The 22,065-nt window shown below is 72.5% G+C and carries 22 protein-coding genes; 6 read left to right on the top strand and 16 right to left on the bottom strand.

Features of this window, described 5'->3' with window-relative positions:
• Positions 1-2: 2 nt before the first annotated feature.
• From dapA to BLT97_RS27100, 5 genes are all read right to left on the bottom strand, one after another.
• Positions 3-908, bottom strand: coding sequence for a 4-hydroxy-tetrahydrodipicolinate synthase (gene dapA, locus BLT97_RS27120; RefSeq protein WP_093614690.1), 906 nt, complete (start codon positions 906-908; stop codon positions 3-5).
• Positions 909-1,113: 205 nt separating this feature from the next.
• On the bottom strand, positions 1,114-1,701 hold the full coding sequence (locus tag BLT97_RS27115; RefSeq protein ID WP_093614688.1) for a DUF3618 domain-containing protein: 588 nt from the start codon (positions 1,699-1,701) through the stop codon (positions 1,114-1,116).
• On the bottom strand, positions 1,698-2,102 hold the full coding sequence (locus BLT97_RS27110) for a phage holin family protein (protein ID WP_245769572.1): 405 nt from the start codon (positions 2,100-2,102) through the stop codon (positions 1,698-1,700). The genes BLT97_RS27115 and BLT97_RS27110 overlap by 4 nt, the downstream gene beginning before the upstream one ends.
• A 105-nt stretch (positions 2,103-2,207) precedes the next feature.
• Positions 2,208-2,861, bottom strand: a complete 654-nt coding sequence (locus BLT97_RS27105) for a hypothetical protein (RefSeq protein WP_093614684.1) — start codon at positions 2,859-2,861, stop codon at positions 2,208-2,210.
• Complete coding sequence (locus tag BLT97_RS27100; RefSeq protein ID WP_093614682.1) at positions 2,858-3,037, bottom strand: hypothetical protein; 180 nt, start codon at positions 3,035-3,037, stop codon at positions 2,858-2,860. The genes BLT97_RS27105 and BLT97_RS27100 overlap by 4 nt, the downstream gene beginning before the upstream one ends.
• A gap of 204 nt (positions 3,038-3,241) precedes the next feature.
• Here BLT97_RS27100 and BLT97_RS27095 point away from each other — a divergent pair, with 204 nt between their 5' ends.
• The gene (locus BLT97_RS27095) at positions 3,242-3,976 is read left to right on the top strand and encodes an SDR family NAD(P)-dependent oxidoreductase (protein WP_093614871.1); all 735 of its coding nucleotides are present in this window, start codon (positions 3,242-3,244) and stop codon (positions 3,974-3,976) included.
• 36 nt (positions 3,977-4,012) lie between these two features.
• Here the strand turns inward: BLT97_RS27095 and BLT97_RS27090 are convergent, their stop codons facing one another.
• The 3 genes from BLT97_RS27090 to BLT97_RS27080 form a co-directional block, all read right to left on the bottom strand.
• Positions 4,013-4,477 (bottom strand): GNAT family N-acetyltransferase, encoded by a 465-nt coding sequence (locus BLT97_RS27090; RefSeq protein ID WP_093614680.1) that lies wholly within the window; start codon positions 4,475-4,477, stop codon positions 4,013-4,015.
• Positions 4,478-4,575: 98 nt separating this feature from the next.
• Positions 4,576-5,274: an antibiotic biosynthesis monooxygenase gene (locus BLT97_RS27085; protein WP_093614678.1), complete on the bottom strand. Its 699-nt coding sequence runs from the start codon at positions 5,272-5,274 to the stop codon at positions 4,576-4,578.
• 135 nt (positions 5,275-5,409) lie between these two features.
• Positions 5,410-7,242 (bottom strand): endonuclease/exonuclease/phosphatase family protein, encoded by a 1,833-nt coding sequence (locus BLT97_RS27080; RefSeq protein WP_093614676.1) that lies wholly within the window; start codon positions 7,240-7,242, stop codon positions 5,410-5,412.
• 306 nt (positions 7,243-7,548) lie between these two features.
• On the opposite strand from BLT97_RS27080, the gene BLT97_RS27075 reads away from it, so the two are divergent.
• Positions 7,549-8,994, top strand: a complete 1,446-nt coding sequence (locus BLT97_RS27075) for a hypothetical protein (protein WP_093614674.1) — start codon at positions 7,549-7,551, stop codon at positions 8,992-8,994.
• Between the two features lie 320 nt (positions 8,995-9,314).
• On the opposite strand, the gene BLT97_RS27070 is transcribed toward BLT97_RS27075, so the two are convergent.
• The 4 genes from BLT97_RS27070 to BLT97_RS27055 form a co-directional block, all read right to left on the bottom strand.
• A complete protein-coding gene (locus BLT97_RS27070; protein WP_093614672.1) occupies positions 9,315-9,764 on the bottom strand; it encodes a hypothetical protein in 450 nt (149 codons plus the stop codon).
• Positions 9,765-9,778: 14 nt separating this feature from the next.
• Positions 9,779-10,915 (bottom strand): chymotrypsin family serine protease, encoded by a 1,137-nt coding sequence (locus BLT97_RS27065; protein ID WP_093614670.1) that lies wholly within the window; start codon positions 10,913-10,915, stop codon positions 9,779-9,781.
• A 67-nt stretch (positions 10,916-10,982) separates the two neighbouring features.
• Entirely contained in the window at positions 10,983-11,222 is a 240-nt protein-coding gene (locus BLT97_RS27060; protein ID WP_245769565.1) for a hypothetical protein, read from the bottom strand.
• Positions 11,223-11,423: 201 nt separating this feature from the next.
• The gene (locus BLT97_RS27055; protein ID WP_093614666.1) at positions 11,424-12,224 is read right to left on the bottom strand and encodes an SDR family NAD(P)-dependent oxidoreductase; all 801 of its coding nucleotides are present in this window, start codon (positions 12,222-12,224) and stop codon (positions 11,424-11,426) included.
• A gap of 118 nt (positions 12,225-12,342) precedes the next feature.
• Between BLT97_RS27055 and BLT97_RS27050 the strand changes: the two genes are divergently transcribed.
• Together BLT97_RS27050 and BLT97_RS27045 are read left to right on the top strand one after the other, a co-directional pair.
• Positions 12,343-13,791, top strand: a complete 1,449-nt coding sequence (locus BLT97_RS27050) for an alkaline phosphatase PhoX (RefSeq protein WP_093614664.1) — start codon at positions 12,343-12,345, stop codon at positions 13,789-13,791.
• Between the two features lie 38 nt (positions 13,792-13,829).
• Positions 13,830-14,603 carry an aminoglycoside adenylyltransferase family protein gene (locus tag BLT97_RS27045; protein ID WP_093614662.1) on the top strand — a complete coding sequence of 258 codons (774 nt, stop codon included), beginning with the start codon at positions 13,830-13,832 and terminating at the stop codon, positions 14,601-14,603.
• Between the two features lie 28 nt (positions 14,604-14,631).
• Here the strand turns inward: BLT97_RS27045 and BLT97_RS38310 are convergent, their stop codons facing one another.
• Positions 14,632-16,521 (bottom strand): serine/threonine-protein kinase, encoded by a 1,890-nt coding sequence (locus BLT97_RS38310; RefSeq protein ID WP_093614660.1) that lies wholly within the window; start codon positions 16,519-16,521, stop codon positions 14,632-14,634.
• Between the two features lie 580 nt (positions 16,522-17,101).
• Here BLT97_RS38310 and BLT97_RS27035 point away from each other — a divergent pair.
• Complete coding sequence (locus tag BLT97_RS27035) at positions 17,102-18,691, top strand: TROVE domain-containing protein (protein WP_093614658.1); 1,590 nt, start codon at positions 17,102-17,104, stop codon at positions 18,689-18,691.
• A 136-nt stretch (positions 18,692-18,827) separates the two neighbouring features.
• Positions 18,828-20,072: a TerD family protein gene (locus BLT97_RS27030; protein WP_093614656.1), complete on the top strand. Its 1,245-nt coding sequence runs from the start codon at positions 18,828-18,830 to the stop codon at positions 20,070-20,072.
• Between the two features lie 67 nt (positions 20,073-20,139).
• Here BLT97_RS27030 and BLT97_RS27025 read toward each other — a convergent pair whose 3' ends face one another.
• The 3 genes from BLT97_RS27025 to BLT97_RS27015 form a co-directional block, all read right to left on the bottom strand.
• On the bottom strand, positions 20,140-20,613 hold the full coding sequence (locus tag BLT97_RS27025; protein WP_093614654.1) for an excalibur calcium-binding domain-containing protein: 474 nt from the start codon (positions 20,611-20,613) through the stop codon (positions 20,140-20,142).
• 122 nt (positions 20,614-20,735) lie between these two features.
• A complete protein-coding gene (locus tag BLT97_RS38035; RefSeq protein WP_093614869.1) occupies positions 20,736-21,119 on the bottom strand; it encodes a VOC family protein in 384 nt (127 codons plus the stop codon).
• 93 nt (positions 21,120-21,212) lie between these two features.
• Positions 21,213-22,040: a M55 family metallopeptidase gene (locus BLT97_RS27015; RefSeq protein ID WP_093614652.1), complete on the bottom strand. Its 828-nt coding sequence runs from the start codon at positions 22,038-22,040 to the stop codon at positions 21,213-21,215.
• Between the last annotated feature and the right edge of the window lie 25 nt (positions 22,041-22,065).

Genomic DNA, 22,065 nt, shown 5'->3' with positions numbered 1-22,065 from the left:
GGTTAGGCGTCGGCCGCCATGCGTTCGCCCGTCGCCGTCCCGTACGCCGACAGGAGCGCCCTGACCTGCTCGGCCGTCGCGGGCAGCAACGGCCCGCGCACCGGCCCCGCGGGCAGGCCGAGTTCGCCGAGCAGGGCCTTGGCCGTGACGGTGCCCGGCAGGCCGGCCGCCATCATGCGCTCGACCAGCGGGAGCACCCGGTGGTGGAGGGCCGTCGCGCGGGCGGTGTCGCCCGCGTCGTACGCGTCGAGCAGCGAACGCAGCAGCCGGGGCGCCACGTTCGCCACCGTCGAGACGAAGCCGGCGCCGCCCACCGCGTACAGCGGCAGGATCCACTCCTCGCAGCCCGCGTAGTACGCGAGGCCGCTCGCGGCGATCACCTTGGAGCTGCCGAGTGCGTCGTATGCGCAGTCCTTGACCGCGACGATCCGCTCGTGCTCCGCGAGGCGCAGCATCGTGGCCGGTTCGATGCGGGTGCCGGTGCGGCCCGGGATGTCGTACAGCATCAGGGGCAGACCGCTGCGGCCGGCGATCTCGCGGAAGTGTGCCTCGACGGCGTCCTGCGGGGGCTTGCTGTAGTACGGCGTGACCACCAACAGGCCGTCGGCGCCCGCCTGTTCGGCCGCGCGCGCCAGGCGGACCGTGTGCTCCGTGTCCGAGGTGCCGACGCCCGCGACGATGGTGCCGCGGTCGCCCACCGCCTCGCGCACCGCCCGGATCAGCGCGGTCTTCTCCTCGTCCCCGGTGGTCGGTGACTCGCCGGTCGTGCCGGACAGGACGAGTCCGTCGCAGCCCTCGGCCACGAGATGCGCGGCCAGCTTCTGCGCGCCGTCGAGGTCGAGCGCGCCGGTCGCGTCGAAGGGGGTGATCATCGCGCACAGGGCGCGGCCGAAGGGCGAAGTCGTCATGGCAGAAGTGTCGGCGCGTGCACTGTGAAGCTCCACTTAAATCTGCTTCAGGGTGTGGGGTAGGGGTGCTACGCAATCGGGGTGGCGGGTGCGGTGGGTGCGCCGGGCGGTGTGGGTGCGCCGGGCGGTGTCCCGCGGGCGGCGTCCGGAGACACAGGCGGGGCGCGACCCGTGCGGTGGGCCGCGCCCCTTCCCTCACCCCGGCTCAACGGCCGTGTCGCCCGCGACCGTTGCGCCGTTTGCGGAGGACGCTCACCACGAGCAGGGTGCCCGCGCCGATGAGCAGCACCGGGCGGTGCCGCCTGCCGGTCCTGGCCACCGAGGCTGCCACGTCGAGCACCGGCTGCGGGGTGTTCTCCTGCACCCGGTGTGCGGCATCGGTGGCGCGGCCCTGCGCCTGCGTGGTGACGTCCTTGATGCGGCCGCCCGCCTGCGCGGCCTTCTCCATCGCCTGGGTCTTCAGCTCGCCCGCCTGGTGGGCGACCTGGTCCTTCAGCTCGCCGGCCTGCTGCATCTTCGCGCCCGCCTGCTCGCGCGCACCGGCCGTTTTGCCCTTCGCTCCCGCCTTCGCCTCGGATGCCTTGCCCTGGAGCGCCTGAGCCTTGCCCTTCATCCGTTCCGTCCTCTCCTTCATCCGCGTCCGCACCCCGGCCATCCGCTCCCGCGCGCGGCTCTTCACATCGGCCTTGGCCGCCAACTCCTCGACGGTGGCGCCCAGTTCACCGCGTGTCCGCTCGATGTCGCGGCGCAGCTGCTCGGGTGTGCCGGCGCCGGCCGCCGTCCGTTCGCTCATCGCGCCGCCCTCTCCTTGATCTCCGCCACATCGGCCCGCACGCTGTCGATCGCCCGCTCCGGCATCGGGGGAGCGGCCTTGGTGAACCGCTGCCGGCCCGCGGCCGCGAGTACCCCGGCCGTCAGGAACAGCACACCGCTCACGATCAGCGCGCCCGCCCACACGGGCAGGGCGAGCGAGAGCGCCGCCACGGCCGCCGCGGCGAGCACCATGAAGCCGACGTACGCGACCGCGCCGGCCGCGCCGAAGAGTCCGCCGCCGAACCCGGCCTGCTTGCCCTTCTCGGTCAACTCGGCCTTGGCGAGCTGCATTTCCTGTCGTACGAGCGTGGAGAGCTGCTCCGAGGCGCGGCTGACCAGCTCGCCCACCGAGGCGTGCCCGTCCGCCGCCGCCTGCGGCACCCGCGCGGTGTGCGCGGTGTCCCCTTGCTGCCCGTTGCCTGGCCCGCTCACGTGTCCCGCCTCCCTGGTCTCGGGGACGCGGCGGGTACCCCTCTCGGCGCGGAGCTATCCCCCGCGCCCGCCCTGGATTCGGGCCAGCTGGGTCTGGAACCAGTCGAGCCGGGCCTGCAGCAGGGCCGCCTCGGCGACCAGTTCGGGCACGCCGTACGCCGGGGTCATCGCCACCGGCAGGATCCGCACCTTCAGGCCCTGGCCCGCGAGCCGCTCGAACGCCGCCGGAGCCACCCCCCGACGCGCCCCCGCGCACCCCGGGCAGGCGCTCTCCAGGACGCGCCAGCCCGGCCGGCCCCAGCCGGCGTCGGCGAGCACGGCGCCCGCCGCGCCGCAGCCGCACGGCCCCGCGGTCATGGTGCGCACCCGCTGCCGGCCGTAACGGAAACCGCGCTCGAAGCGGATATAGGCGCCGAGCACCGTCACTTCGAGCAACACGGCCTTGCGGTGGTCGGCCGTGGTGAGCAGGGCCTCGGCGTCCTGGCGCGCGTGCACGCAGTGGAAGCCGCAGTCGCAGCGGCGGTGCGGCGCGCGGTGGCGCAGACCGTAGACGCAGGACGCCTCGTCGAGCACGCCGTACGGGAGCGCGGCGCCCAGCGAGACGCCGATGAAGCCCGCCCGGGTGCCGTCCTGGGACAGCACCGGGTGGGCGATCTTGTAACCGGTCGGTGGCTCCTTCGGGCGTTCCTCGGGGAGCCTCCGGTTCATCCTGCGGGCACCTCGGCGGGTGCCGGTGCGGTCGTGGTCCGTACGGAGTCGGCCCCGGACACGGCCCCGGAAGCGTTCCCGCTCTCGGCGCCGGCCGGCTCGCGGTCTTCGCGTTCCCCGCTCACGAGCGGCTCTTCCTCGGCGTACCCGGTGGAGATGGCTTTGCCCAGCTGCATGGCGGCCTCCAAGAAGGGGCGACAGTGAGGGACGACAGTCCCGTCGCAGGACGACACTCGTCATAGTGGCGCATAGGAGGGCGAGTTGGCACCAGGGCGTCTCACGGTACGGGCGCCGTGCGGGCGGCCGGGCCGCCCGCGAAGACCCCGTGGCATGATCGGCACGGGCGCGGCAGGGCCGACACACAGAAGGCGCTGCAGCACATGAGCAAGGAACAGCGGGGCGCCCTGGTCACCGGGTCGTCCTCGGGGATCGGCGCGGCCACGGCCCGCCGGCTGGCCGCCGCCGGCATCCGCGTGGTGGTCAACTCGGCCACCTCCGTCGCCGCGGGCCGGGCCCTCGCGGCCGAACTCCCGGACGCGGTCTACGTCCAGGCCGACGTGGCGAAGGACCCCGAGGCGCTGGTCGAGTCCGCCGTCGCGGCGTACGGCCGGCTCGACATCCTGGTGAACAACGCGGGCACGACCCGCTTCATCGACCACGCGGACCTGGTCGCCGCGAGCCCGGAGGTCTGGCGCGAGATCCACGAGGTCAACGTGATCGGCGTCTGGCGCACGGTCACCGCCGCCGTCCCGCACCTGCGCGCGCACGGCCGCGGCAGCATCGTCAACGTCTCGTCCCAGGCCGGGATCAACGCGGGCGGCAGCTCCGTCCCGTACGCGGTCAGCAAGGCGGCCCTCAACCACATGACCCGCCTGCTCGCCAAGCAACTCGGCCCGGAGATCCGGGTGAACGCCGTCGCACCCGGCATGATCGCGACCCCCTGGTACGAGGGGCTCGACGGGATCGACAGGGCGATGGACGAGGTCGCCGCCCGGCTCCCGCTGCGCCGGGTCGGCACCGCCGAGGACATCGCGGAGACGATCACGGACCTCGCCAACGCCTCGTACATCACGGGCGAGGTGGTCCTGGTGGACGGGGGCGGGCATCTGCTCTGACCCCTGGGGTCTCGGAGAGGCGGCTCGCGTGCCGCCTCAGAGCGGCAGCTTGAACCCTTCGTGGCTGCGGGTGAACCCGAGCCGCTCGTAGAAACGGTGGGCGGCGTCCCGGCGCTTGTTGCTGGTCAGCTGCATCAGCCCGCAGCCGCGCGCCCGGGCCCGCTCGACCGCCAGCTCCATCAGCCGCGCGCCGAGGCCGCCGCCCCGCCGGTCGGCCCGCACGCGCACGGCCTCGACCAGCGCCCGCTCGCGTCCGCCCTGCCCGAGCCCCGGGATGTACGTGAGCTGGGCGCAGCCCACGATCGTGCCGCTGCCGCTGCCACGGTCGCTGTCGTCGACGAGGACGAGCATCTCGTTGCGCGGGTCGTCCTCGATCGCCGCGAACGCCCGCTCGTGCGCCTCGTCGACGACCACGGAGGCCGGGTCGACGACCCGGTCCTCGTCCGCGAGCAGGGCGAGGACGGCGGGCAGGTCGGGGCGGGTGGCGGGGCGCAGGAGCATGGGCGGAGTCTCGCACGGGGACCGCCCGCCGCCTCCCCCGGGCCTCGGGGCGGTCCGGCCCGCACGCCGCTGCCTGCGGGCCCCGCGGCGGCCGGAGGTCAGCCGCCGCTCAGGCTCACGCCCGGCAGCCACCGGCGGACCCCGCCCCCGACCACCCCGGGGAAGCTCTGCACCCGCTGCCACTCGGGTGTGGGGGAGCCGATGCCGTCGCCGGGCGCGGCCAGGGCGTCGATGTGGTCCTGGACGCTCGCCCACTGGGCGAAGTTGAGCACCCGCGTGCCGTCGAAGCCGGTGTGGAAGTGGCCGGAGATGCCGCCCGGGTGCGGCGCCGGATCCGAGCCGAGCGCCTCGAAGACCGCGTCGATCCAGGCCCGCTGACGGTCGGGGTCGGGACCGTCGAACTCCACTTCCACTGTCACGAACGCCCCGGGCACCCGCCCCGGATCGCGTGAAGTGCCGCGGTACGGCGCGTACTTGTCGAGCCGCAGCCGCTCGATGCCCGGCACGGCGTCGTCGATCTCGCTGTTGCGCTCGGCGCGGTGTGCGGCCACGAAGGCGTCGTAGTCGGACAGCTCGCGCCACTGCGACAGATGCAGGAGCGAGGCGCCGTCCGTGCCCTTGAACACGCTGTAGGAGACCGGCCCGTCCTCGGGCCAGGGCCGGCTCTCCCAGGTCTTCGTGATCGCCGCGACCGCCGCGTCCTGCCGCTCGGGCGTGTGCACGTTCCACGTGCTGGCGAACACGGCCCCGATGCCCGGGCGGTCCAGGTCGGGAACAGTGTCGATACGCAGGGTCATGGCCAACCTCCGGTCGTAGCCGCCGTCTTGGTGATCCCCATCCTGAAAGTTGAAGCGAGGTTCAGGTCAAGGGGCGGAGGCTGCGACCGGAGGAGCGCACGGTTCCTCGCGGATCCGCACGGACGCCGCGGGCCCCTACGGCTCGAAGCGCAGCACCTGCGGGTCGTGGTCGCTGTTCTGCTCGGCGAACTCCGCGTTGATGTGCACGCTGTCGTAGCTGTAGTCGTCGATCGACGGGCTGGTCAGGATCTGGTCGAGCACCTGCGAGTTGCCCTGGTAGACGTACGAGTAGCGCTCGGCGCGCGGCAGCGACGTGATCGCCGCCTCCAGGGCGCCGCCGTCGGTCAGCGCCTTGGTCGTGGCCGAGAACTCGAAGTCGTTGATGTCGCCGACCACCAGCACGTCCGCGCCGCGCTGCACCTTGAGCACGTCCTTGACGAAACCGTTCACCGCCCGGGCCTGCTCAATTCGCTTCGCCTCCGAGGAGCGCACCGGCGGCTGGTGGTGGGAGGTCAGCGACTCGTCGCCGCCCTTGGAGCCGAAGTGGTTGGCGATCACGATCACCGGACGGCCGCGGAAGGAGAACTCGCCCGCGAGCGGCTTGCGGCTGTTCTCCCAGGCCGGGTTGGCCGGGTCGATCCGGCCGGGGGAGAGGGTGAGAGCCGCGCGGCCCTTGTGCCGTACGACCGCCGTGGCCGTCGTGGCGTCACCGCCGGGGCGGTCCGTGAAGGACACGCGGGCCGGGTTGAAGAGGAAGGCCTGGCGGATGTTGCCGCCCGGCTCGCCGCCGTCCTTGTTGTTCTCCGGGTCGATCGAGCGCCACTCGTACGCCGGGCCGCCCGCCGCCTTGATCGCCTCGGTGAACTTCCGCAGCGTCTCGCCGGCCGCGACCGTGCCGTCGTTGGTGGCGCCGTTGTCGTCCTGGATCTCCTCCAGGGCGAGGATGTCGGGGCTCGCGAGGTTCTCCACCACGGCCTGGGCGAGCGCGTCGAACTTCGCCTGCGGGTCCTTCGGGTCCAGGTTCTCCACGTTGTACGTGGCCACGGCCAGGTCGTCGCGGTCCTGGCGGCGGGTCCGCTCGCGCGGGAGGTCGCGGTCCTCGACGGTGCCGAGCGTGCGGGCGGTCAGGGTGTAGCCGCCGAACTGGTTGAAGTCCAGGGGGCCTTCGGTGCGGCCGGTGAGCCGGTCGCCCACGTCCGCCTTCGGGAAGGGGCTCTCGGAGATCGGCGTGAGCTGCTGGATCTGGAGCCGGCCGGTGTTCTGCGAGGTGTACGAGCCGTAGCGGGCGCCGCCGCGGTGGGTCGGGTTCTCCCAGGGCTTCACCGTCACCCACAGCTCGTTGTACGGGTCGGTGGCGCCGACCACGCGCGAGGTGCCGATCGCGACGTTCATCCCCTCGAGGGATTCGTAGTAGTCGAGGGCGTACGAACGCGGGTGCAGCGGGAGCCTGTTGATGCTGTTGCCCTCCGCCGGGTCGCCCTCGGGGGCGTAGGCGGCGGGCACCTTGCGTCCCTCGATGGTGACGGCCGCGGGCAGCTCGTTGCCGGCGGAGACCACGGTGACCGTGGGCTTGGTGATCTGCGTGAGCGACTGGTTGCCGGAGTTCGCGCCGCCCGGCACGTACTCGGTGACGGTGCCGGAGACCCGTACCGCGTCACCCGTCTTCACCGTGGGCGCCGAGCCCGTGAAGACGAAGACGCCCTCGCTCGTGGCGGGGTCCGTGTCGGGCTGCGCGTCCTGGATCCAGAAGCCGCGGGCCCCGTACGCACGGACCCCGGTGACTATCCCCTCGACCTCGCTGACCTGCTGACCGTCCAGCGGCGAGAGCCGGGTCGTGCCCTGGATGTCGTGGATGCGGACCGGGGCGGCGTCCGCGCTGCCGGCGGACAGGAGACCGGCGGCGAGGGCGGCCGCGACGACGGCGGCGGTTCTGGGCAGGGCGTGCGGGTGAGCGGAACGAGACGGCATAGGACTCTCCGTAGGGCGTGATGAGGGTGGTGACGGTGCTGGTGGTGCCGGTACGCGAGGTGCGGTGGTGGGGCGGGTGCCCGTGCGGTGGTGAACGTGACGCGCGTAGCCCGGGCGGTGGACGGACCGGCCGGGCCACGTGCGGATCTACGCGCGTCAATCTCTTGTGCGGGCAGGGGAGTTGTCAAGGCTTGGCGGGTGTACGACTCCTGACGGGTACATGAACCGGCCGGTCCCGGGCCGAATCCGTCTACCCTGGGGGCCGCCCGCACTGCCCGCGGGGAACCGTACGAGGAGAGCCAGTACATGAGCCCCGAACGCACCACGCTGCCGCCGGCGCGCCTCGCCCCCGAGGCGGAGCTCGCGCGGGCCGCGCTCGCCGCACCGCTGCTCGCCCGCGCGGTACGGCTCGCCCGCTGGGCCGGGCCCGCGACGCGCGTGGGCGCGGGCGGTGAACTCGTCGACGAGCAGCTGCCCGAGGCGGCCGCCCTGCTCGGGTTCGCCGCGGACGACGAGGACGGGCCCGCGTTCGCCAGCGAGGCGTGGCGGGTCGCCGTCGACGCCGGCCTGGTCGAGGTCACCGACGGGGACGAGGAGTCGGACGGCACGGTGACCGCGGGCGAGGAGCTCGCGCTCATCACCTCGGGCGCCCCGGCGGACGTCCTCGCCATCTGGCAGTCCGCCCTCGACACGGTCCTGTCGGACGCGAGCGTGCCGGACCTCGACGATCTGGTGGACGCGCTCAGCGAGGGCGGCGAGATCGACCTCGACGCGCTGGGCTGGGACCCCGAGGCGGAGGCCGAGTTCCTCGAAGGCGTGCTGGGCAACCTGTATCTGCTGACCGTCAGCGAGGACGGCCCCGGCGACGAGCCCGTACCGCTGCCGGCGCTCGCCGCGTCGATGATCGTGCCGGACGACATGGGCGAGCCCACCGACGACATCCTGGAGCAGGTCTCGGACGCGATGATGCGGCTCGACGACCAGTTCCGGCTCCTCGAACCGATCGGCCTGGTCGAATTCCGGCCGGTGGACGAGGAGTTGATGGCGGAGGCCGGGGACGAGGTCGCGGTGCCCGAGCTGCCCGAGGACGAGGACATCAGCCGTTACGGCATGGTGCGCCTCACGCCGCTCGGCCTGTACGGGGTCCGCGCGCGGATGGTGGAGGCCGGCGTGGACGCACCGGCCGTCGGCGACCTCGCGGACAAGGGCGCGGATGTGCTGCTCGACGCGACGGCCGGCTTCCCGCAGGCCGCGGCGCAGGCGGAGACCGAGCTGTGGCTCGCGGGGCGTGAACCGGTCGCGGCGGCACGGGAGTTGCTGGCGGCGGCGCGCGGGTCCGACGAGTCGGGGCCGCTGCGGCGGCTGCGCTGCCAGCAGGCGCTGTCCCTGGCGGGGCCGGCCGCCGAGCCCGCGCTGCGCGAGGTGCTCGGGGATCCGGAGCTCGGCGGGCTCGCGCGGGTGTGGCTCGTGGAGCACGGGTTCGCGGATGTGCCGGCGCCCGACGAGGCGATGATCTTCTGGCTGACCGTGGACACGTTGGCCGCGCAGCTGGCGGCGGAGGGGAACTCGGAGGAGCTCCAGGGTCTGGTCGAGGGGCTGGCCTCGCAGCACGCCGGGTTCTTCGACACGGCGTGGCGGGTGGACCACCCGGCGACGGCGGAGGTCCTGGAGGCGATGGGGCGGTTGCATCCGGACAAGAAGGTGGCGAAGGAAGCGCGGAAGGCGGCGTTCAAGGCTCGGTCGCGGGGGTAGTTCGGGTGCGGGTGGGTTCGGGGTGAGGTGGTTTCCCCTACCCGCCCCTTCCCGAAACCGGGGGCTGCGCCCCCGGGCCCCCTTGGGTGGGCACCCGAACTGGGGCTTCGCCCCTGGGCCTGCCTTGGTGGGCACCCACGCGGGGGCTTCGCCCCCTGCACCCCCCTTTGGGGCTTCGCCCCTTGCCCCCTTTCGCGCCTGGACGGCGCTCGTCCTCAAACGCCGGACGGGCTGGAAGGTTGCCCCACGGGCTGACAGGCACCCCATCGGTGGGCGGCCCCCTTCCGAAGGGACCGCCCACCACCCCGCGGGGAGCAGGGTCAGCACTCGTAGCGTGTGGTGTGTTTGAAGGAGGATGTCGCGCCGTCGAAGCCGTACGTGCCGCGGAAGGCCGGCGGGTTCTGGTACTCGCCGACGATCGTGAGCGTCGAGGCGCAGGAGCCCTGGCCCGCGCGCTTCGCGTCGAGGCGGAGCGACTCGCCGATGAAGCCGCTCGTGATGTCCCAGGGCGCCCCGCAGATACCGGACGTGATCTGGCCGCCGGTCACCACGTGCGGGTACGTGTTGGGGTTGTAGAGGACTTCGAGGGCGAAGGTGATCTGCCCGTTGTGGAGCGTCAGCTTGCAGGTGGTCGTGGCGGCCTCGGCCCCCACGTCCTGCTGCATCGACGCGAACGCCTCGTCCCGCGTCTTGACCTCCGCGCCCTGCGGGTTGAAGAACTTGTGCTCCGCCCGCTGCGCGCCCTTCTGCTTGCGTGCCTGCGTGGTCATGGTGCCCTCCCGCCTCAGGCCAGTTGTTCGGCGATCTCGACGCGCAGCAGGGCGCGTACGTTCTCGATGTGGTTGACCACCGTGACGACGGACGATCCGGCGAACAGGAGGCCGACCGCGACGTTGTCCTGGGAGGTGACAAGGGAGCCCGAGTCGCCGCCCGCCGAGATGTTCGTGGTGAGGATCTGGTCCTTGAAGCGGGCCGTCCCCGCCGTGCCGTAGTTGACGTCGATCGTCGCGTCGGTGGCGATGATGCGGCCGAAGGAGATGTTCGTCGTGCGGCCCGTCTTCTTGACCAGGTCGCCGACCGCCACGTTCGCCTTGCGGCGCCAGGCGCGCGGGGCGCCGCTGAAGTACTGCTCCCGCGTGGCGTCCTGGAAGTCCACGGCCGCCAGGGCCGCGTCCACCACGTTGTTGTGCCGCTCCAGCGGGATCTGCGGGGCGAACTGGATCGTGATGAAGCGCTCCAGGGTCGCGATCCGGTCGGCCGGGTCCTGCCCGCCGTCGAACGTGCCGGGCTGCAGGATCGCGCTGCCCAGCTGCGCCCGGTTGGAGTCGGCGAGCACGTGGTTGTTGGAGAGGATGTAGAACTTCGACGGGACGCCGAGGCCCGACCCGGGCGGGTCGACCGTGGCGCCGGGCAGGAAGTCGTACACCACACTGCCGAGCGTGCCCGCGGTCACCCGCACATTGCCCACCGAGAAGCCGGAAGGGCAGGGCCGCATACGGCGCTTGAGCAGCTGCGGCTCGAACGCGCCGAGCCCGCCGAGCTCTTCGAGCAGCGGCTGCGACAGCTGCGCGAACTGCCCCGCCGCCTCCGGGGACTGCTGTTCGTCCCCGCGCGCCGAGGGCACGGAGCGGCCGCGGCCCGTGGTGCGCTGCGCCGCCACATGACCGACCGCGATCACGTCGGTCGGGGTGCCGTCGTCCATCTGGCGCGGGATGACATCGCGCTCGGGGAGCATCGACTCGGGCACTTTCTGGGTCACGAAGACGAGCACGGCCTGCTCGCCGGTCGGCTGCCCCTCGGCCCACTTCACACCGTGGCCGAACCCGACCACGTTCGCCAGCGGCTGCTCACGCCGCAGGAAGTCACCCATCGCCTGGCGGCGGGAGCTGTCGCTCAGCTGTCCGCCGGTCGGTCCTCGCATCAGTTCTGGCCGGCTCGTCACGCCTGACCACCTCTTCCCGTGATGATGCGCGGGGTTGCCCGGCGGCTCAGGACTCCGGGTCCTGGGCGTCGACAGAGCCGATCGCGAGCACGCGTACCGGCACGCCCTCGAGCTCGTCGGGAACCACGTCTTGTGCGGGGAGGAGTGCACGGGGCACCGCCCGGTCCACGAAGACGACGATCACGTCCTCGCCCGAGTCCTCATCCCGTCCGATCCCCACCCCGGTCACATGGGCCAGCCGCATGAGCCGGCCCTCATGGAGTCTGCGTGCCTCGTGTGCGTCCACCGGGCTCGCCTCTCCGCCCACTGCGCTCCTGCAGGATGAGGACTGTCTATTGCCGCCGCAGAAGGCGGTCAAGGGCCGCCGCGTGAAATCTTGGGACTCGCTCCCTCTCACCCCTCTCGACCTTGTTTACGAAGATTGGGAGCGCTTGCGGTGCGTTGCGAAACGGACGGTCCCATTCGGGGTACGGGCCTGCGGAGGGACTCATGTACGCAGGTGCGAAGCCCCGTTGAGATCGAGCACGGTGCCCGAGGCCCACTCCGCGCCCGGCGAGGCGAGCCACCGTACGGCCTCGGCGATCTCCTCTGCGGAGGCCACCCGCCCGAACGGACTCTGCTCGCGGATCGCCGCGCCCTCCGCGCCGGCCAGCCGGTGCGCCACGCGCTCGGTGTCGAAGAAACCCGGGGCCACGGAGGCGACACCGATCCCGTACGGAGCGAGCGATACGGCCAGGGACTGGCCGAGCGCGTGCACCGCCGCCTTCGTCGCGCCGTACGCCGGGTGGTCGGGTTCGCCGCGGAAGGCGCCCCGCGAACCGATGTTGACGATGCGTCCGCCCGTCCCCTGGTCGATCATCCGGCGCGCGGCAAGATGGCTGAGATTCGCCGTGGCGAGCACATTGACCGCGAGGTGCGCCTGCCACTGCGCGGCCCATTCCGCGTACGGCGTTTCCGGCAGCGGATGCCGTACGTTGACGGCGGCATTGTTCACGAGCACGTCGATCCCGCCGAGCCCTGCGAAGGCCTCCTCGGCCACGCCTGCCGCCCCGTCCGGATCCGAGACGTCGCCGCCGACCAGGACGTGTCCCGTCCCGTCGAGCAGGGCGAGGGTCCGCTCGGCCTCCGCGCGCCGGGAGTTGTAGTGCACGGCCACTCGGTCGCCCTGCGCGGCGAACACCCGCGCGACCGCGCGGCCGAGTCCGCGCGAGGCTCCGGAGACGAGGACACGGCGCCCGGCCGCGGGAAAGGGGTGCGCGGGCGGGGACGGCCGGGTGGAGGGGTTCATGGAAGCGGGTCTCCAGACGTCGGACGGTGTTCAACCCCCGTTTATACGCGGGCGGAACTCTCTGCCGCGGGCCACCCCCGCACCTCCGTCCGGTCCGGACCCTCGCTCAGGAGAGACGATGCCGCTCACGCGCAGAGACTTCACCCGCCGCACCGCGCTCACCGGCGCCGGTGTGGCGCTCGTCGGCACCGCCGGGGTGCTCGCCACCACCGACGGCGCGCTGGCCACCCAGGAGGACGCCGCCCCCGAGCACCCCGCAGGACGGCCCACCGGCCCCGGCTACGGCCCGCTCGTCCCCGACCCCGAGGGGATCCTCGCGCTGCCCGCCGGGTTCACGTACAAGATCATCACGTACTGCGGGAAGACGAAGCTGGAGAGCGGCGAGTTCACGCCGTCCAACCACGACGGCACCGCGACCTTCGAGGGCCCCCGCGGCACCACGCTGCTCGTGAACAACCACGAGCTCGACGGACCGCGCACCGACTACGACCACCCGGTCCCGCTGACCGAGGGCCTCGTCTACGACCCGGCGGCGGCCGGCGGCTGCACCGTCGTCGAGGTGCGGCGCGGCGGCGAGGTCGCCGAGTGGGTGGGCATCGCGGGCACCTCCACCAACTGCGCGGGCGGACGCACCTCCTGGGGCACCTGGCTGACCTGCGAGGAGAACTCCGACAAGGCCGGCGAGAACGGCATGACCAAGGACCACGGCTACGTCTTCGAGGTCGACCCGTACGACCGCAGGGCCAACCGGAACCCCAAGCCCCTGAAGTTCTTCGGTCGCTTCGACCACGAGGCCGTGGTCGTCGACCCGAGGACCGGCCACGCCTACCTCACCGAGGACGACTCCAAGCCCAACGGCCTGTTCTTCCGCTGGGTGCCGCCGCACGGCTTCAAGCACGGACGCGGCCGGTTCCGGAAGCTCGCCGACGACGCGGGCCGGCTCCAGGCGCCCAAGTGCTACGACTCCGGCGGCCGCTTCGTCGACGACCTCTCGCGCGCCACGAAGATCGGCACGGTGTACGGCGTGGACTGGGTGGACGTCCCCGACCGGGACGCCAGGGAGACCCCGATCCGCAAGCAGTTCGGCGCCGGCGAGGTCACCCGCGCCCGCAAGCTCGAAGGCATGTGGTGGGCCGACGGCGGCGCCTACATCGTCTCCTCGTACGCCCGTGACGAGAGCCCGGGCGAGCCGCACGACGGCCAGGTCTGGTTCTACAGCCCGCGCCGCCGCACCCTCACCCTGAAGGTCCTGCTCGGCGTGAACCCCGACCCGGGCAAGGACGGCGCCTTCGACGGCCCCGACAACATCACGGTCTCGCCGTACGGCGGCCTGATCATCGCCGAGGACGGCGAGGGCGTGCAGCACCTGTTCGGCGCCACCGAGAGCGGCCGCACGTACCCGATCGCGCGCAACGACCTCAACATCGGCACCGAAGAGGAGCCGGAATACAGCGAGTTCACCGGCGTGGTCTTCTCGCCCGACGGGCGCACGCTCTACGCCAACATCCAGGACCCCGGGATCATGGTGGCCATCACCGGCCCCTGGAAGCGGAACTCCCGCCCCTAGGCGGTCCGTTCCGGGCCATCCGGCCTTAATCTGGCGGAATGGATCACCTCACACCGGCCGTGGAGCTGGTTGCCGACGTCCTTGGACCCGAGCTCATCGGCAGCTATCTCCACGGCTCCGCCGTGCTCGGCGGGCTGCGGCCGGCCAGTGATGTGGACCTTCTGGTGGTGTCCCGGCGCTCGCTGACCCCTGACCGGCGCCGGGCACTCCTGGACGGACTCCTGAAGATCTCCGGCCTCGACGCACCGCTCAGACCCGTCGAACTGGTGGTGGTCGTCCAGTCGGCGGTCCGGCCGTGGACCTACCCGCCGGTCTGCGACTTCCTGTACGGCGAGTGGCTGCGCACCGCGTACGAGCAGGGGGAGGTGCCCCAGCCGGCGGAGCTGCCGGACCTCGCGGTGCTGCTCACCATGGCGCTCGCCGGGGACCGGACGCTGAGCGGACCGCCGCTCGCCTCCGTGCTCGACCCGGTGCCGTGGGCCGACGTGGTCGCGGCGAGCACGGCGGGTGTGCCCGGCCTGCTCGCCGATCTCGACACGGACACCCGCAACGTCCTGCTCACGCTCGCGCGCGTATGGACCACGGTCGCCACCGGGCGGATCCGCTCGAAGGACGAGGCGGCCCGGTGGGCGCTGGAGCGGCTGCCCGAGGAGCACCGGGACGTGTTGGCGCATGCGCGGGAGCTGTACCTCGGTGCGCGGTACGAGGAGGAGCGGTGGAGCCCGGAGCTGCGTGCCCGGGTGCTGCCGTGCGCGGAGGAGATGGCGGCGCGGATCGAGGCGGCTCGGGTCGAGGCGGCTCGGGCTGTGTGAGGCCGCGGAACGTTCACCTTGGCCGCGGTTACGCCGCCCGTTCGGTGAACATCCCGTTCTGCCCCGTCCCGTAGAAGACCAGCTGGTCCTCACTCACCACGTAGAAGTAGGGCCGGTCGCCCGCCGTGCAGGGCAGCTCCGCTCCGTTGTCCATCCGGTCCGTGAGCCGCGCCTTGCCGAGCGTGAGGCGGGTGCTGCTCACCTCTTCGACCTCGGCTTCGAAGGTGCAGTAACTGCCGTCCGCCGTCGCGCTGACGCCCCAGGTCACCGACTTGTCCGCGGGCTGGTAGGGGATGGTGAACGTCCACTCGTAGTCGGTGCTCCGGTTCTCCCAGGTACCGGGGTAGCCCGCCGGGAACCCCTTGTCCGCTCCCCTGTCCGGCTCGTCGGTGCCGTCCTGTCCCGGCTCGTCCGCGGTGCCGTCCCCGTTCTTGCCCGTGCTGGGGGAGGGGCCCGCGGAGGACGTACCCTCTTTGCCTTTCTTGGCGGGGCTGTCCTTGCCGTCTTGGCCTTGCGAACTCTGCGAAGGCTCGGGGGACTTGGAGGCGTCCGCGGTCGGGTCCGCGCCGCCGCCGCGCGGCACGGTGCCGGAGGAGGCGCTGCGCCGGTCACCCGAACTCCCCTTGCCGTCCTGCCCGTCGAGCAGGTCGGGCACGAGGACGAAACCGCCGGCCGTCAGGGCGAGCACGGCGGCCACGAGCAGCGGGAGGGCGAGGCGGCGCCGGCGCTTCGGGGGTGTCCCGGCCGGGGCGGGAGTCGCCCCGGCCGGGACGGGGGTCTGCTCGGCCGGTACGGGGGTTGCCTCGGCCGGTACGGGAGGTGCTGCGGGCGGCGTCGCGCGCGTCTCCGGCCGCAGCGCGACGGTCCCTTGGTCGGCCCGGTGGGAGACGGTGGACGGGGCCGGGGCGGCGGTGCTCCCCGCCGTGGGCACGCTGCCCGTCGCGCCCTCCGTCGCGCTCTCCGCGCCCTCCGTCGCGCTCTCCGCCACGTCCTCCGTCGCGGCCACGCTCCCCGCCGTCTCCGGCAGATCCGTGTCCAGGAGCCGCACCGCAGCCCGCCCCAGATGACCGACCAGGGACGCGGGCAGCCACTCGCCCGCCGCCTCGGCGGCCGCCGCCGTGCGCTGCACGATCTCCGGCAGCGGGAGCCGCTCCTCGGGCTCCTTGTGCAGACAGCCCGTGACGAGAGCGAGCAACTCGCCCTCGACGCCCGCCAGATCGGGCTCCTCGGACACGATGCGGAACATCTGCGCGTGCGGCCCGATCTCCGAGCTGCCGAACGGCCGCCGCCCCGTGGCCGCGTACGCGAGCAGCACCCCGAGCCCGAACACGTCGCTGGCCGGGCCCACGGTCTCGCCCCGCACCTGCTCCGGGGACATGAAGCCCGGCGAGCCCACCGCGTAGCCGGTGCGCGTCAGCTCGTTGCCGAGCGCGACATCACGCGCGATGCCGAAGTCGATGACGCGCGGGCCGTCGAGGGTCAGGAGCACGTTGGAGGGCTTGAGGTCGCGGTGCACCAGACCGGCCGCGTGGATCGCGGTGAGCGCCCGTGCGAGCCGGCCCGCTAGCACCAGGACGGTGCGCTCGGGCAGCGGGCCGTGCTCCTGCTCCACGATGGCGTCCAGACCCGGCCCGGGCACGAACGCCGTCGCGATCCACGGGGATTCGGCCTCCGTGTCCGCGTCGAGCACCCGTGCCGTCCAGTCCCCGCCGACCTTGCGGGCGGCCTCGACCTCCCGCCGGAAGCGCCGACGGAAGGCGTCCTTGGCGGCCAGTTCCTCGCGTACGACCTTGACCGCGACCGTCCGCCCGCCCGCGGAGCGCGCGAGGAACACCTCGCCCATCCCGCCGCTGCCGAGCCGGCCGAGCAGCCGGTACGGACCGATCTGCCGCGGATCCTGCTCCTTGAGCATCTGCATGACCTGCCCGCCACCTTCCCCCGTACGGCTCGGGGGTGATGGTACCCAGGGGCCGCGCGGGTCTCGCGGGGCGTACCGGGAAAACCCTTGGCGCGTGCGCGGGTTCGCTCTCTACAGTCTTTTACGTCCAGGTGCGCAGGCAGGACTTACTTCCACTCTTAATGGGGAGGTCGCAGGTTCGATTCCTGCCTCCGGCATTTCGTGCCGGAGTAGCTCAGTGGCTAGAGCACCAAACGTAGTTCCGCCGAACTGATCTCTGGACACCACAACTTCACGTACCTCCCGGTGCGAAGGCCGCGGCTCCTTCTTCGAGAGAAATCAGGCCGCACGCCACATTGATCTCGGGAGGCCTTTCCGCAGGGGGAGTGCCCGGTGCGCAGGCAGCGGTTACTTTCTGGATCAGAAGGTCGCGGGTTCGAATCCCGTCATCGGCTCAGGGCCGGTGTAGCTCAACCGGATAGAGCATCTGACTGTCACCGCCGTCGACTTCCGACCTCGGGCACCCCCTTGCCGAATTGCCTCCCTCGTTTCGCGAAAGTTCCGCGACAGTTTCGCGGCAGATGAATTCGGGGGAATTCTCATGGCACGTTTCAACGCCAAGTCCGTTCGCGCACGCGTCACTTCGTACGTGACCTCCACCGGCCGCACCCTCCGCACCTTCGAGGGCGGCCGCGGTTACGAGCGTGAGGAGCGCTCCGAGCTCTTCCTGCTGTCGGTGGCGAACATGGTCGGGCAGCGCACCTTCTACGAGTCCGGCGCGGACCGCGACGACCGCTTCGCCCGCCTCGTGCGCAAGCTGGCCGTGGAGGACCCGGAGTGGACCGCCGGCCTGCTCGGCTGGCTGCGCGGCGAGGGCAACCTGCGGACCGCGTCGCTCGTGGGCGCCGCCGAGTACGTGAAGGCGCGCCTGGACGCGGGCGCCGTGGCCGGTCCCTCGAACCGCTCCGTCGTCGCCTCCGTGCTCCAGCGCCCGGACGAGCCCGGCGAGCTGCTCGGCTACTGGACCTCGACGTACGGACGTGCCGTCCCCAAGCCCGTGAAGCGCGGGGTCGCGGACGCCGTCCGGCGCCTCTACCACGGCAAGTCCCTGCTGAAGTACGACACGTCGAGCAAGGGCTACCGCTTCGGCGACATCCTCAACCTGGTGCACGCCGCGCCCGACCCGGACAAGCCGTGGCAGGGCGAGCTGTTCCGGTACGCCCTCGACCGCCGGCACAACCCGGAGACCGCGGTGCCGCCCGCGTCCAGCCGTGTCCTGGTCGCGCACCGCGAGCTGATGGAGCTGCCGGTCGAGGACCGCCGCGCCGTGGTCACCGCCCCCGACGGCCCCGCGCGCCTCGCCGAGGCGGGCATGACCTGGGAGGCCCTGGCCGGCTGGCTCCAGGGGCCGATGGACAGGGCCGCGTGGGAGGCGATGATCCCGTCGATGGGCGCCATGGCGCTCGTACGGAATCTGCGGAACTTCGACGAGGCAGGGGTCTCGGACGATGTCGCCGCCGCCGTCGCGGCGAAGATCTCCGACCCGGAGCAGGTGCGCCGCTCGCGGCAGTTCCCGTTCCGGTACCTCGCCGCGTACCGGCACGCGCCGTCGCTGCGCTGGGCGTACCCGCTGGAGCAGGCGCTCGCGCACTCGCTGGCCAACGTGCCGGAGCTGCCCGGCCGCACCCTGGTCCTCGTGGACCGCTCGGGCTCGATGTTCTACTCGAAGATGTCGGACCGCTCCGAGCTCAGCCGGGCCGACGGTGCCGCGGTGTTCGGTGCGGCGGTCGCGATGCGGGCCGAGAAGGCGGACCTGGTGCAGTTCGGGTCCACCAGCTCCTCGATCACCTGCCGCAAGGGCGAGTCGGTGCTCAAGGTCCTGGAGCGCTTCGGCGACCTGGGCGGCACGGACACGACCGAGGCGGTACGGCGGTTCTACCGCGGGCACGACCGGGTACTGATCGTCACCGACGAGCAGTACACGTACAGCGCCCACGGGGACCCGACCTCGCAGGTGCCGGCCGACGTGCCGGTCTACACCTGGAACCTCGCGGGCTACCGCGCGGGCCACGGCCCGTCCGGCACCCGCAACCGTCACACCTTCGGCGGCCTGACGGACGCGGCCTTTCGCATGGTCCCGCTCCTGGAGCGGGGGCGTGACGCGGACTGGCCGTGGGAGACGGCCGCGTAGCCGCCCTGCGCAGGGGATGCCCGCCGTCACAGGGGATGCCCGCCGTCCGGTGGAAACCGGACGGCGGGCATCGAAAACTGGGCGCAGGTAAGGGAACGGCAAAGAGATCTCGCTCGTTACCCCAGGCATGACAGCTATGACCCCCGGCTCGAACCTTCCCCTGCCCACCGTCCGCGTGTCGGTGGACGTCGCCGCCCCGGTGCGGCTCGACGTATCGGGCCTGCTGCTCACCGCCGACGGCAAGGTGCGCTCCGACGACGACTTCATCTTCTTCAACCAGCCCTCGGGCCCCGGTGTCACCTACCAGTCGGGCGGCGGCACGGCCCCCGACAAGGTCACGGTCGACACCTCGGCGGTCCCGCCGGGCATCGAGAAGATCGTGGTGACCGCAAGCCCGGACGCCGCGGGCCAGACCTTCCAGGGCATCGAGCCCACCGCGACGATCCGCAATGCGGACGACAACAGCGTGATCGCCACCTTCACCCCGCCGCAGCTCGGCACCGAGACGGCCCTGGTGGTCGTGGAGATCTACCTGCGCAACGGTGCATGGAAGGCCCGCGCGGTCGGCCAGGGCTATGCCAACGGTCTGGCCGGGATCGCCACGGACTTCGGCGTCTCGGTCGAGGAGGAGCCGGCCGCGGCCCCGACTCCGGCCCCCGCCCCGGCGCCCGCCGCGCCCCCGGCCCCCGCCGCCCCCTCGGCCCCGGACCCGCGGGCCTGGGCCCAGACGCCGCCGCCCGCCGCGGCCGCGCCGGCTCCCGCCGCGCCGGCACCCGCGCCCGCCGCCCCCGCGCCCGGCACCGGCAAGATCAACCTGGACAAGGGCCGCGTCAGCCTCCAGAAGAACCAGACGGTCTCCCTGGTCAAGGGCGGCCGCCCGCTGCTCTCCCAGGTCAAGATGGGCCTCGGCTGGGAGCCCGCGTTCCGCGGCAAGGACATCGACCTCGACGCCTCGGTGATCGCGTACGGACCGAACCGCAACCACATCGACAGCTGCTACTTCGGCAAGCTCGCGATCCTGAACGGGGCGATCAAGCACTCCGGCGACAACCTCACGGGTGAGGGCGGCGGCGACGACGAGGTCATCGTGGTCGACCTCGGCCGCCTCCCGCAGGAGGTCTCGGGCCTGGTCTTCACGGTCAACTCGTTCTCGGGCCAGAAGTTCACCGAGGTCGCCAAGGCGTACTGCCGCCTGGTCGACGCCACGACCAACGAGGAGCTGGTCCGCTTCGACCTGACCGGTGCCGAGCCGCAGACGGGCGTGATGATGGCCAAGCTCATCCGCCAGTTCTCCGGCGAGTGGGAGATGACGGCGATGGGCGACTTCGTGAAGTCCCGCACGGTACGCGGGATGGTGAAGCCGGCCGGCCAGGCGCTGTAGCGCTCCGACACCCACAGGGGCGGCCCCGCACCGGCGGGACCGCCCCTTCGTCCTGCGCGCCCGGCGATCAGCTGTCGCAGCCCACGCCGTCGCCGTCGCGGTCGAGATGGCGTCCGTAACCGGGCTCGCCGCTGTGCACCGGGGCGGCTCCCGCGGCGCGGGCCGCGCTGCAATTCGCGTAGTACACACTGCCCCCGCCGTTGTCCCCGTCGTCACCGCCGCTTCCGCCGCCGGAGCCTCCCGCGGCGGTGTCGGCCGTCACCGTCGCGGTGACCTTCACCGTCTTGGTCTCGGTGACCGTGGGCGCGGGCTCGGGTTCGGCGCTCGCCGTCAGTGTCGCGGTGGCCGTGACCGTCGCGGTGACCGTGGGCCTCGCGCTGCCCGCGGCGGCCTTGTCACCGGACTCGCCGCCACTCGCCCCTGCCCCGACACCGAGGAAGAACGCGAGGCCGAGCGCGGGCAGGACGAACCGCTTGCGCGCCCACCTCGGGGCGGACCGGCCGGGCCGCGGCATCGGCGGCGGTGTGTACGGACTGCTCATGTCGTCCCCCCGGATGACGTGCTGGAGGGAACGACGATAGAACCGGGGCCACCGAGTGTGAGGGAAATATGGAGACGCAGTGACCAAGTCGTGACGTCAGTGGGTGCTCGGCCTATGCGTCCTCAACTGCCCTGTGCGGCCCGGTCCGAGGTGCTGCGCAGCACGCAGAACTCGTTGCCCTCCGGGTCCGCCAGGACGGCCCAGCCCGAGCCGTCGGGCTCGCGGCGGTCGGCGACCCAGGTGGCGCCCAGGGCCAGCAGGCGATCGACCTCCGGTTCGCGTGAGCTGCTCGGGCGCAGGCACAGGTGGATGCGGTTCTTGACCGTCTTGGGTTCCGGGACCTGGTTGAAGTAGAGGAACGGGCCCTCGGGCATGGGGATCTGGACCGCCTCGTCGCCCGGTCGCGCGTCGGCGTCGAGCGGCTGACCCGTCACCTCGCTCCAGAACCGGGCCGACGCATAGGCGTCCGCGCAGTCGATCGCCACGTTCTGTACCACTGAGATCATGGCGTCAGCCTGCCCGAGGGCCGCCGTCGGTGCCACCGCCTTCGCCGCAGGCGAGGCACGCCGCGGTGACCGGTGACCGGCGGCCGACCCCGACTAAGCCGGCCTGATCGTCGCCAACTGGGCCAGCAGAAGCAGCAGTCGGTACGCCTCGCCGAAGTCCGTGGCCGTGAACGCCACCGTCCGCCCGCCCGCGCGGCGCGTGACCCCCGGCACCAGGGTGGCCAGGTCGACCATGAAGGCGGCGGCCAGGTCGACCTCCACCTCCAGCGGGCCGGTGAGGGACAGCGGGGTGATCCCGGAGCGGCGGCGTATCGCCTCGGCGGCGCTGCGGCGCAGGAGTTCGCGCGCCTCCTCCGGGTGCAGGGTCACCGCGGCCCCTTGCCCGAGGGCCTGCTTGACCTCGGCCGTGACGGCCGCGGGGACCAGGGCGTGCAGCTCGGCGCACGCCGCGTCGTCGCCGCTCAGGAGGACGACGGGCACACCGAGATGGCCGGCCATCGCCGCGTTGAGCCCGATCTCGCCCATCGGGCGGCCCGCCACCCGCACATCGAGCAGCCCGTCGTTCATCGTGTGGGCCAGCACGGCCGGGCCCTCGCCCGCCCGCGCGTGGTAGCCGACCAGCAGCACCGCGTCGGTGTCCGCGTCGAGGCCGCCCAGCATGCCGAGCGGACGCGGCTTGCCGCGCACCAGGCGTGCGCGGCGGTCGAGTTGCTCCGGCAGGAGGTTGCGGAACGGCCCGTGCGCGTCGGCGACCCGCACCGCCGCATCGGGCACGGCGTCGAACACGCCGGCGATGACGCTGTTGGCGTCGGCGGTCATCGACTGCCGGCTGCGCTGGTAGTCGTAGCCGTCCGGGTTGGTCTCGGAGGGGTGCACGATCCCCGAGACGCCCTCCATGTCGACCGAGATGAGTATCTTCATGGGCACGGGAGCCTAGTCAGCGGCC

Origin of the sequence: Streptomyces indicus (genome assembly GCF_900100315.1) — a bacterium.
Classification (GTDB): domain Bacteria; phylum Actinomycetota; class Actinomycetes; order Streptomycetales; family Streptomycetaceae; genus Streptomyces; species Streptomyces indicus.
This window is presented reverse-complemented; position numbering and strand designations above follow the sequence as displayed.

Excerpts from the sequence above, each read along its gene's own strand:
- dapA (WP_093614690.1), bottom strand. The coding sequence starts at position 908 with ATGACGACTTCGCCCTTCGGCCGCGCCCTGTGCGCGATGATCACCCCC.
- BLT97_RS27115 (WP_093614688.1), bottom strand. The coding sequence starts at position 1,701 with ATGAGCGAACGGACGGCGGCCGGCGCCGGCACACCCGAGCAGCTGCGC.
- BLT97_RS27105 (WP_093614684.1), bottom strand. The coding sequence starts at position 2,861 with ATGAACCGGAGGCTCCCCGAGGAACGCCCGAAGGAGCCACCGACCGGT.
- BLT97_RS27100 (WP_093614682.1), bottom strand. The coding sequence starts at position 3,037 with ATGCAGCTGGGCAAAGCCATCTCCACCGGGTACGCCGAGGAAGAGCCG.
- BLT97_RS27095 (WP_093614871.1), top strand. The coding sequence starts at position 3,242 with ATGAGCAAGGAACAGCGGGGCGCCCTGGTCACCGGGTCGTCCTCGGGG.
- BLT97_RS27090 (WP_093614680.1), bottom strand. The coding sequence starts at position 4,477 with ATGCTCCTGCGCCCCGCCACCCGCCCCGACCTGCCCGCCGTCCTCGCC.
- BLT97_RS27085 (WP_093614678.1), bottom strand. The coding sequence starts at position 5,274 with ATGACCCTGCGTATCGACACTGTTCCCGACCTGGACCGCCCGGGCATC.
- BLT97_RS27080 (WP_093614676.1), bottom strand. The coding sequence starts at position 7,242 with ATGCCGTCTCGTTCCGCTCACCCGCACGCCCTGCCCAGAACCGCCGCC.
- BLT97_RS27075 (WP_093614674.1), top strand. The coding sequence starts at position 7,549 with ATGAGCCCCGAACGCACCACGCTGCCGCCGGCGCGCCTCGCCCCCGAG.
- BLT97_RS27070 (WP_093614672.1), bottom strand. The coding sequence starts at position 9,764 with ATGACCACGCAGGCACGCAAGCAGAAGGGCGCGCAGCGGGCGGAGCAC.
- BLT97_RS27065 (WP_093614670.1), bottom strand. The coding sequence starts at position 10,915 with ATGCGAGGACCGACCGGCGGACAGCTGAGCGACAGCTCCCGCCGCCAG.
- BLT97_RS27055 (WP_093614666.1), bottom strand. The coding sequence starts at position 12,224 with ATGAACCCCTCCACCCGGCCGTCCCCGCCCGCGCACCCCTTTCCCGCG.
- BLT97_RS27050 (WP_093614664.1), top strand. The coding sequence starts at position 12,343 with ATGCCGCTCACGCGCAGAGACTTCACCCGCCGCACCGCGCTCACCGGC.
- BLT97_RS27045 (WP_093614662.1), top strand. The coding sequence starts at position 13,830 with ATGGATCACCTCACACCGGCCGTGGAGCTGGTTGCCGACGTCCTTGGA.
- BLT97_RS38310 (WP_093614660.1), bottom strand. The coding sequence starts at position 16,521 with ATGCAGATGCTCAAGGAGCAGGATCCGCGGCAGATCGGTCCGTACCGG.
- BLT97_RS27035 (WP_093614658.1), top strand. The coding sequence starts at position 17,102 with ATGGCACGTTTCAACGCCAAGTCCGTTCGCGCACGCGTCACTTCGTAC.
- BLT97_RS27030 (WP_093614656.1), top strand. The coding sequence starts at position 18,828 with ATGACCCCCGGCTCGAACCTTCCCCTGCCCACCGTCCGCGTGTCGGTG.
- BLT97_RS27025 (WP_093614654.1), bottom strand. The coding sequence starts at position 20,613 with ATGAGCAGTCCGTACACACCGCCGCCGATGCCGCGGCCCGGCCGGTCC.
- BLT97_RS38035 (WP_093614869.1), bottom strand. The coding sequence starts at position 21,119 with ATGATCTCAGTGGTACAGAACGTGGCGATCGACTGCGCGGACGCCTAT.
- BLT97_RS27015 (WP_093614652.1), bottom strand. The coding sequence starts at position 22,040 with ATGAAGATACTCATCTCGGTCGACATGGAGGGCGTCTCGGGGATCGTG.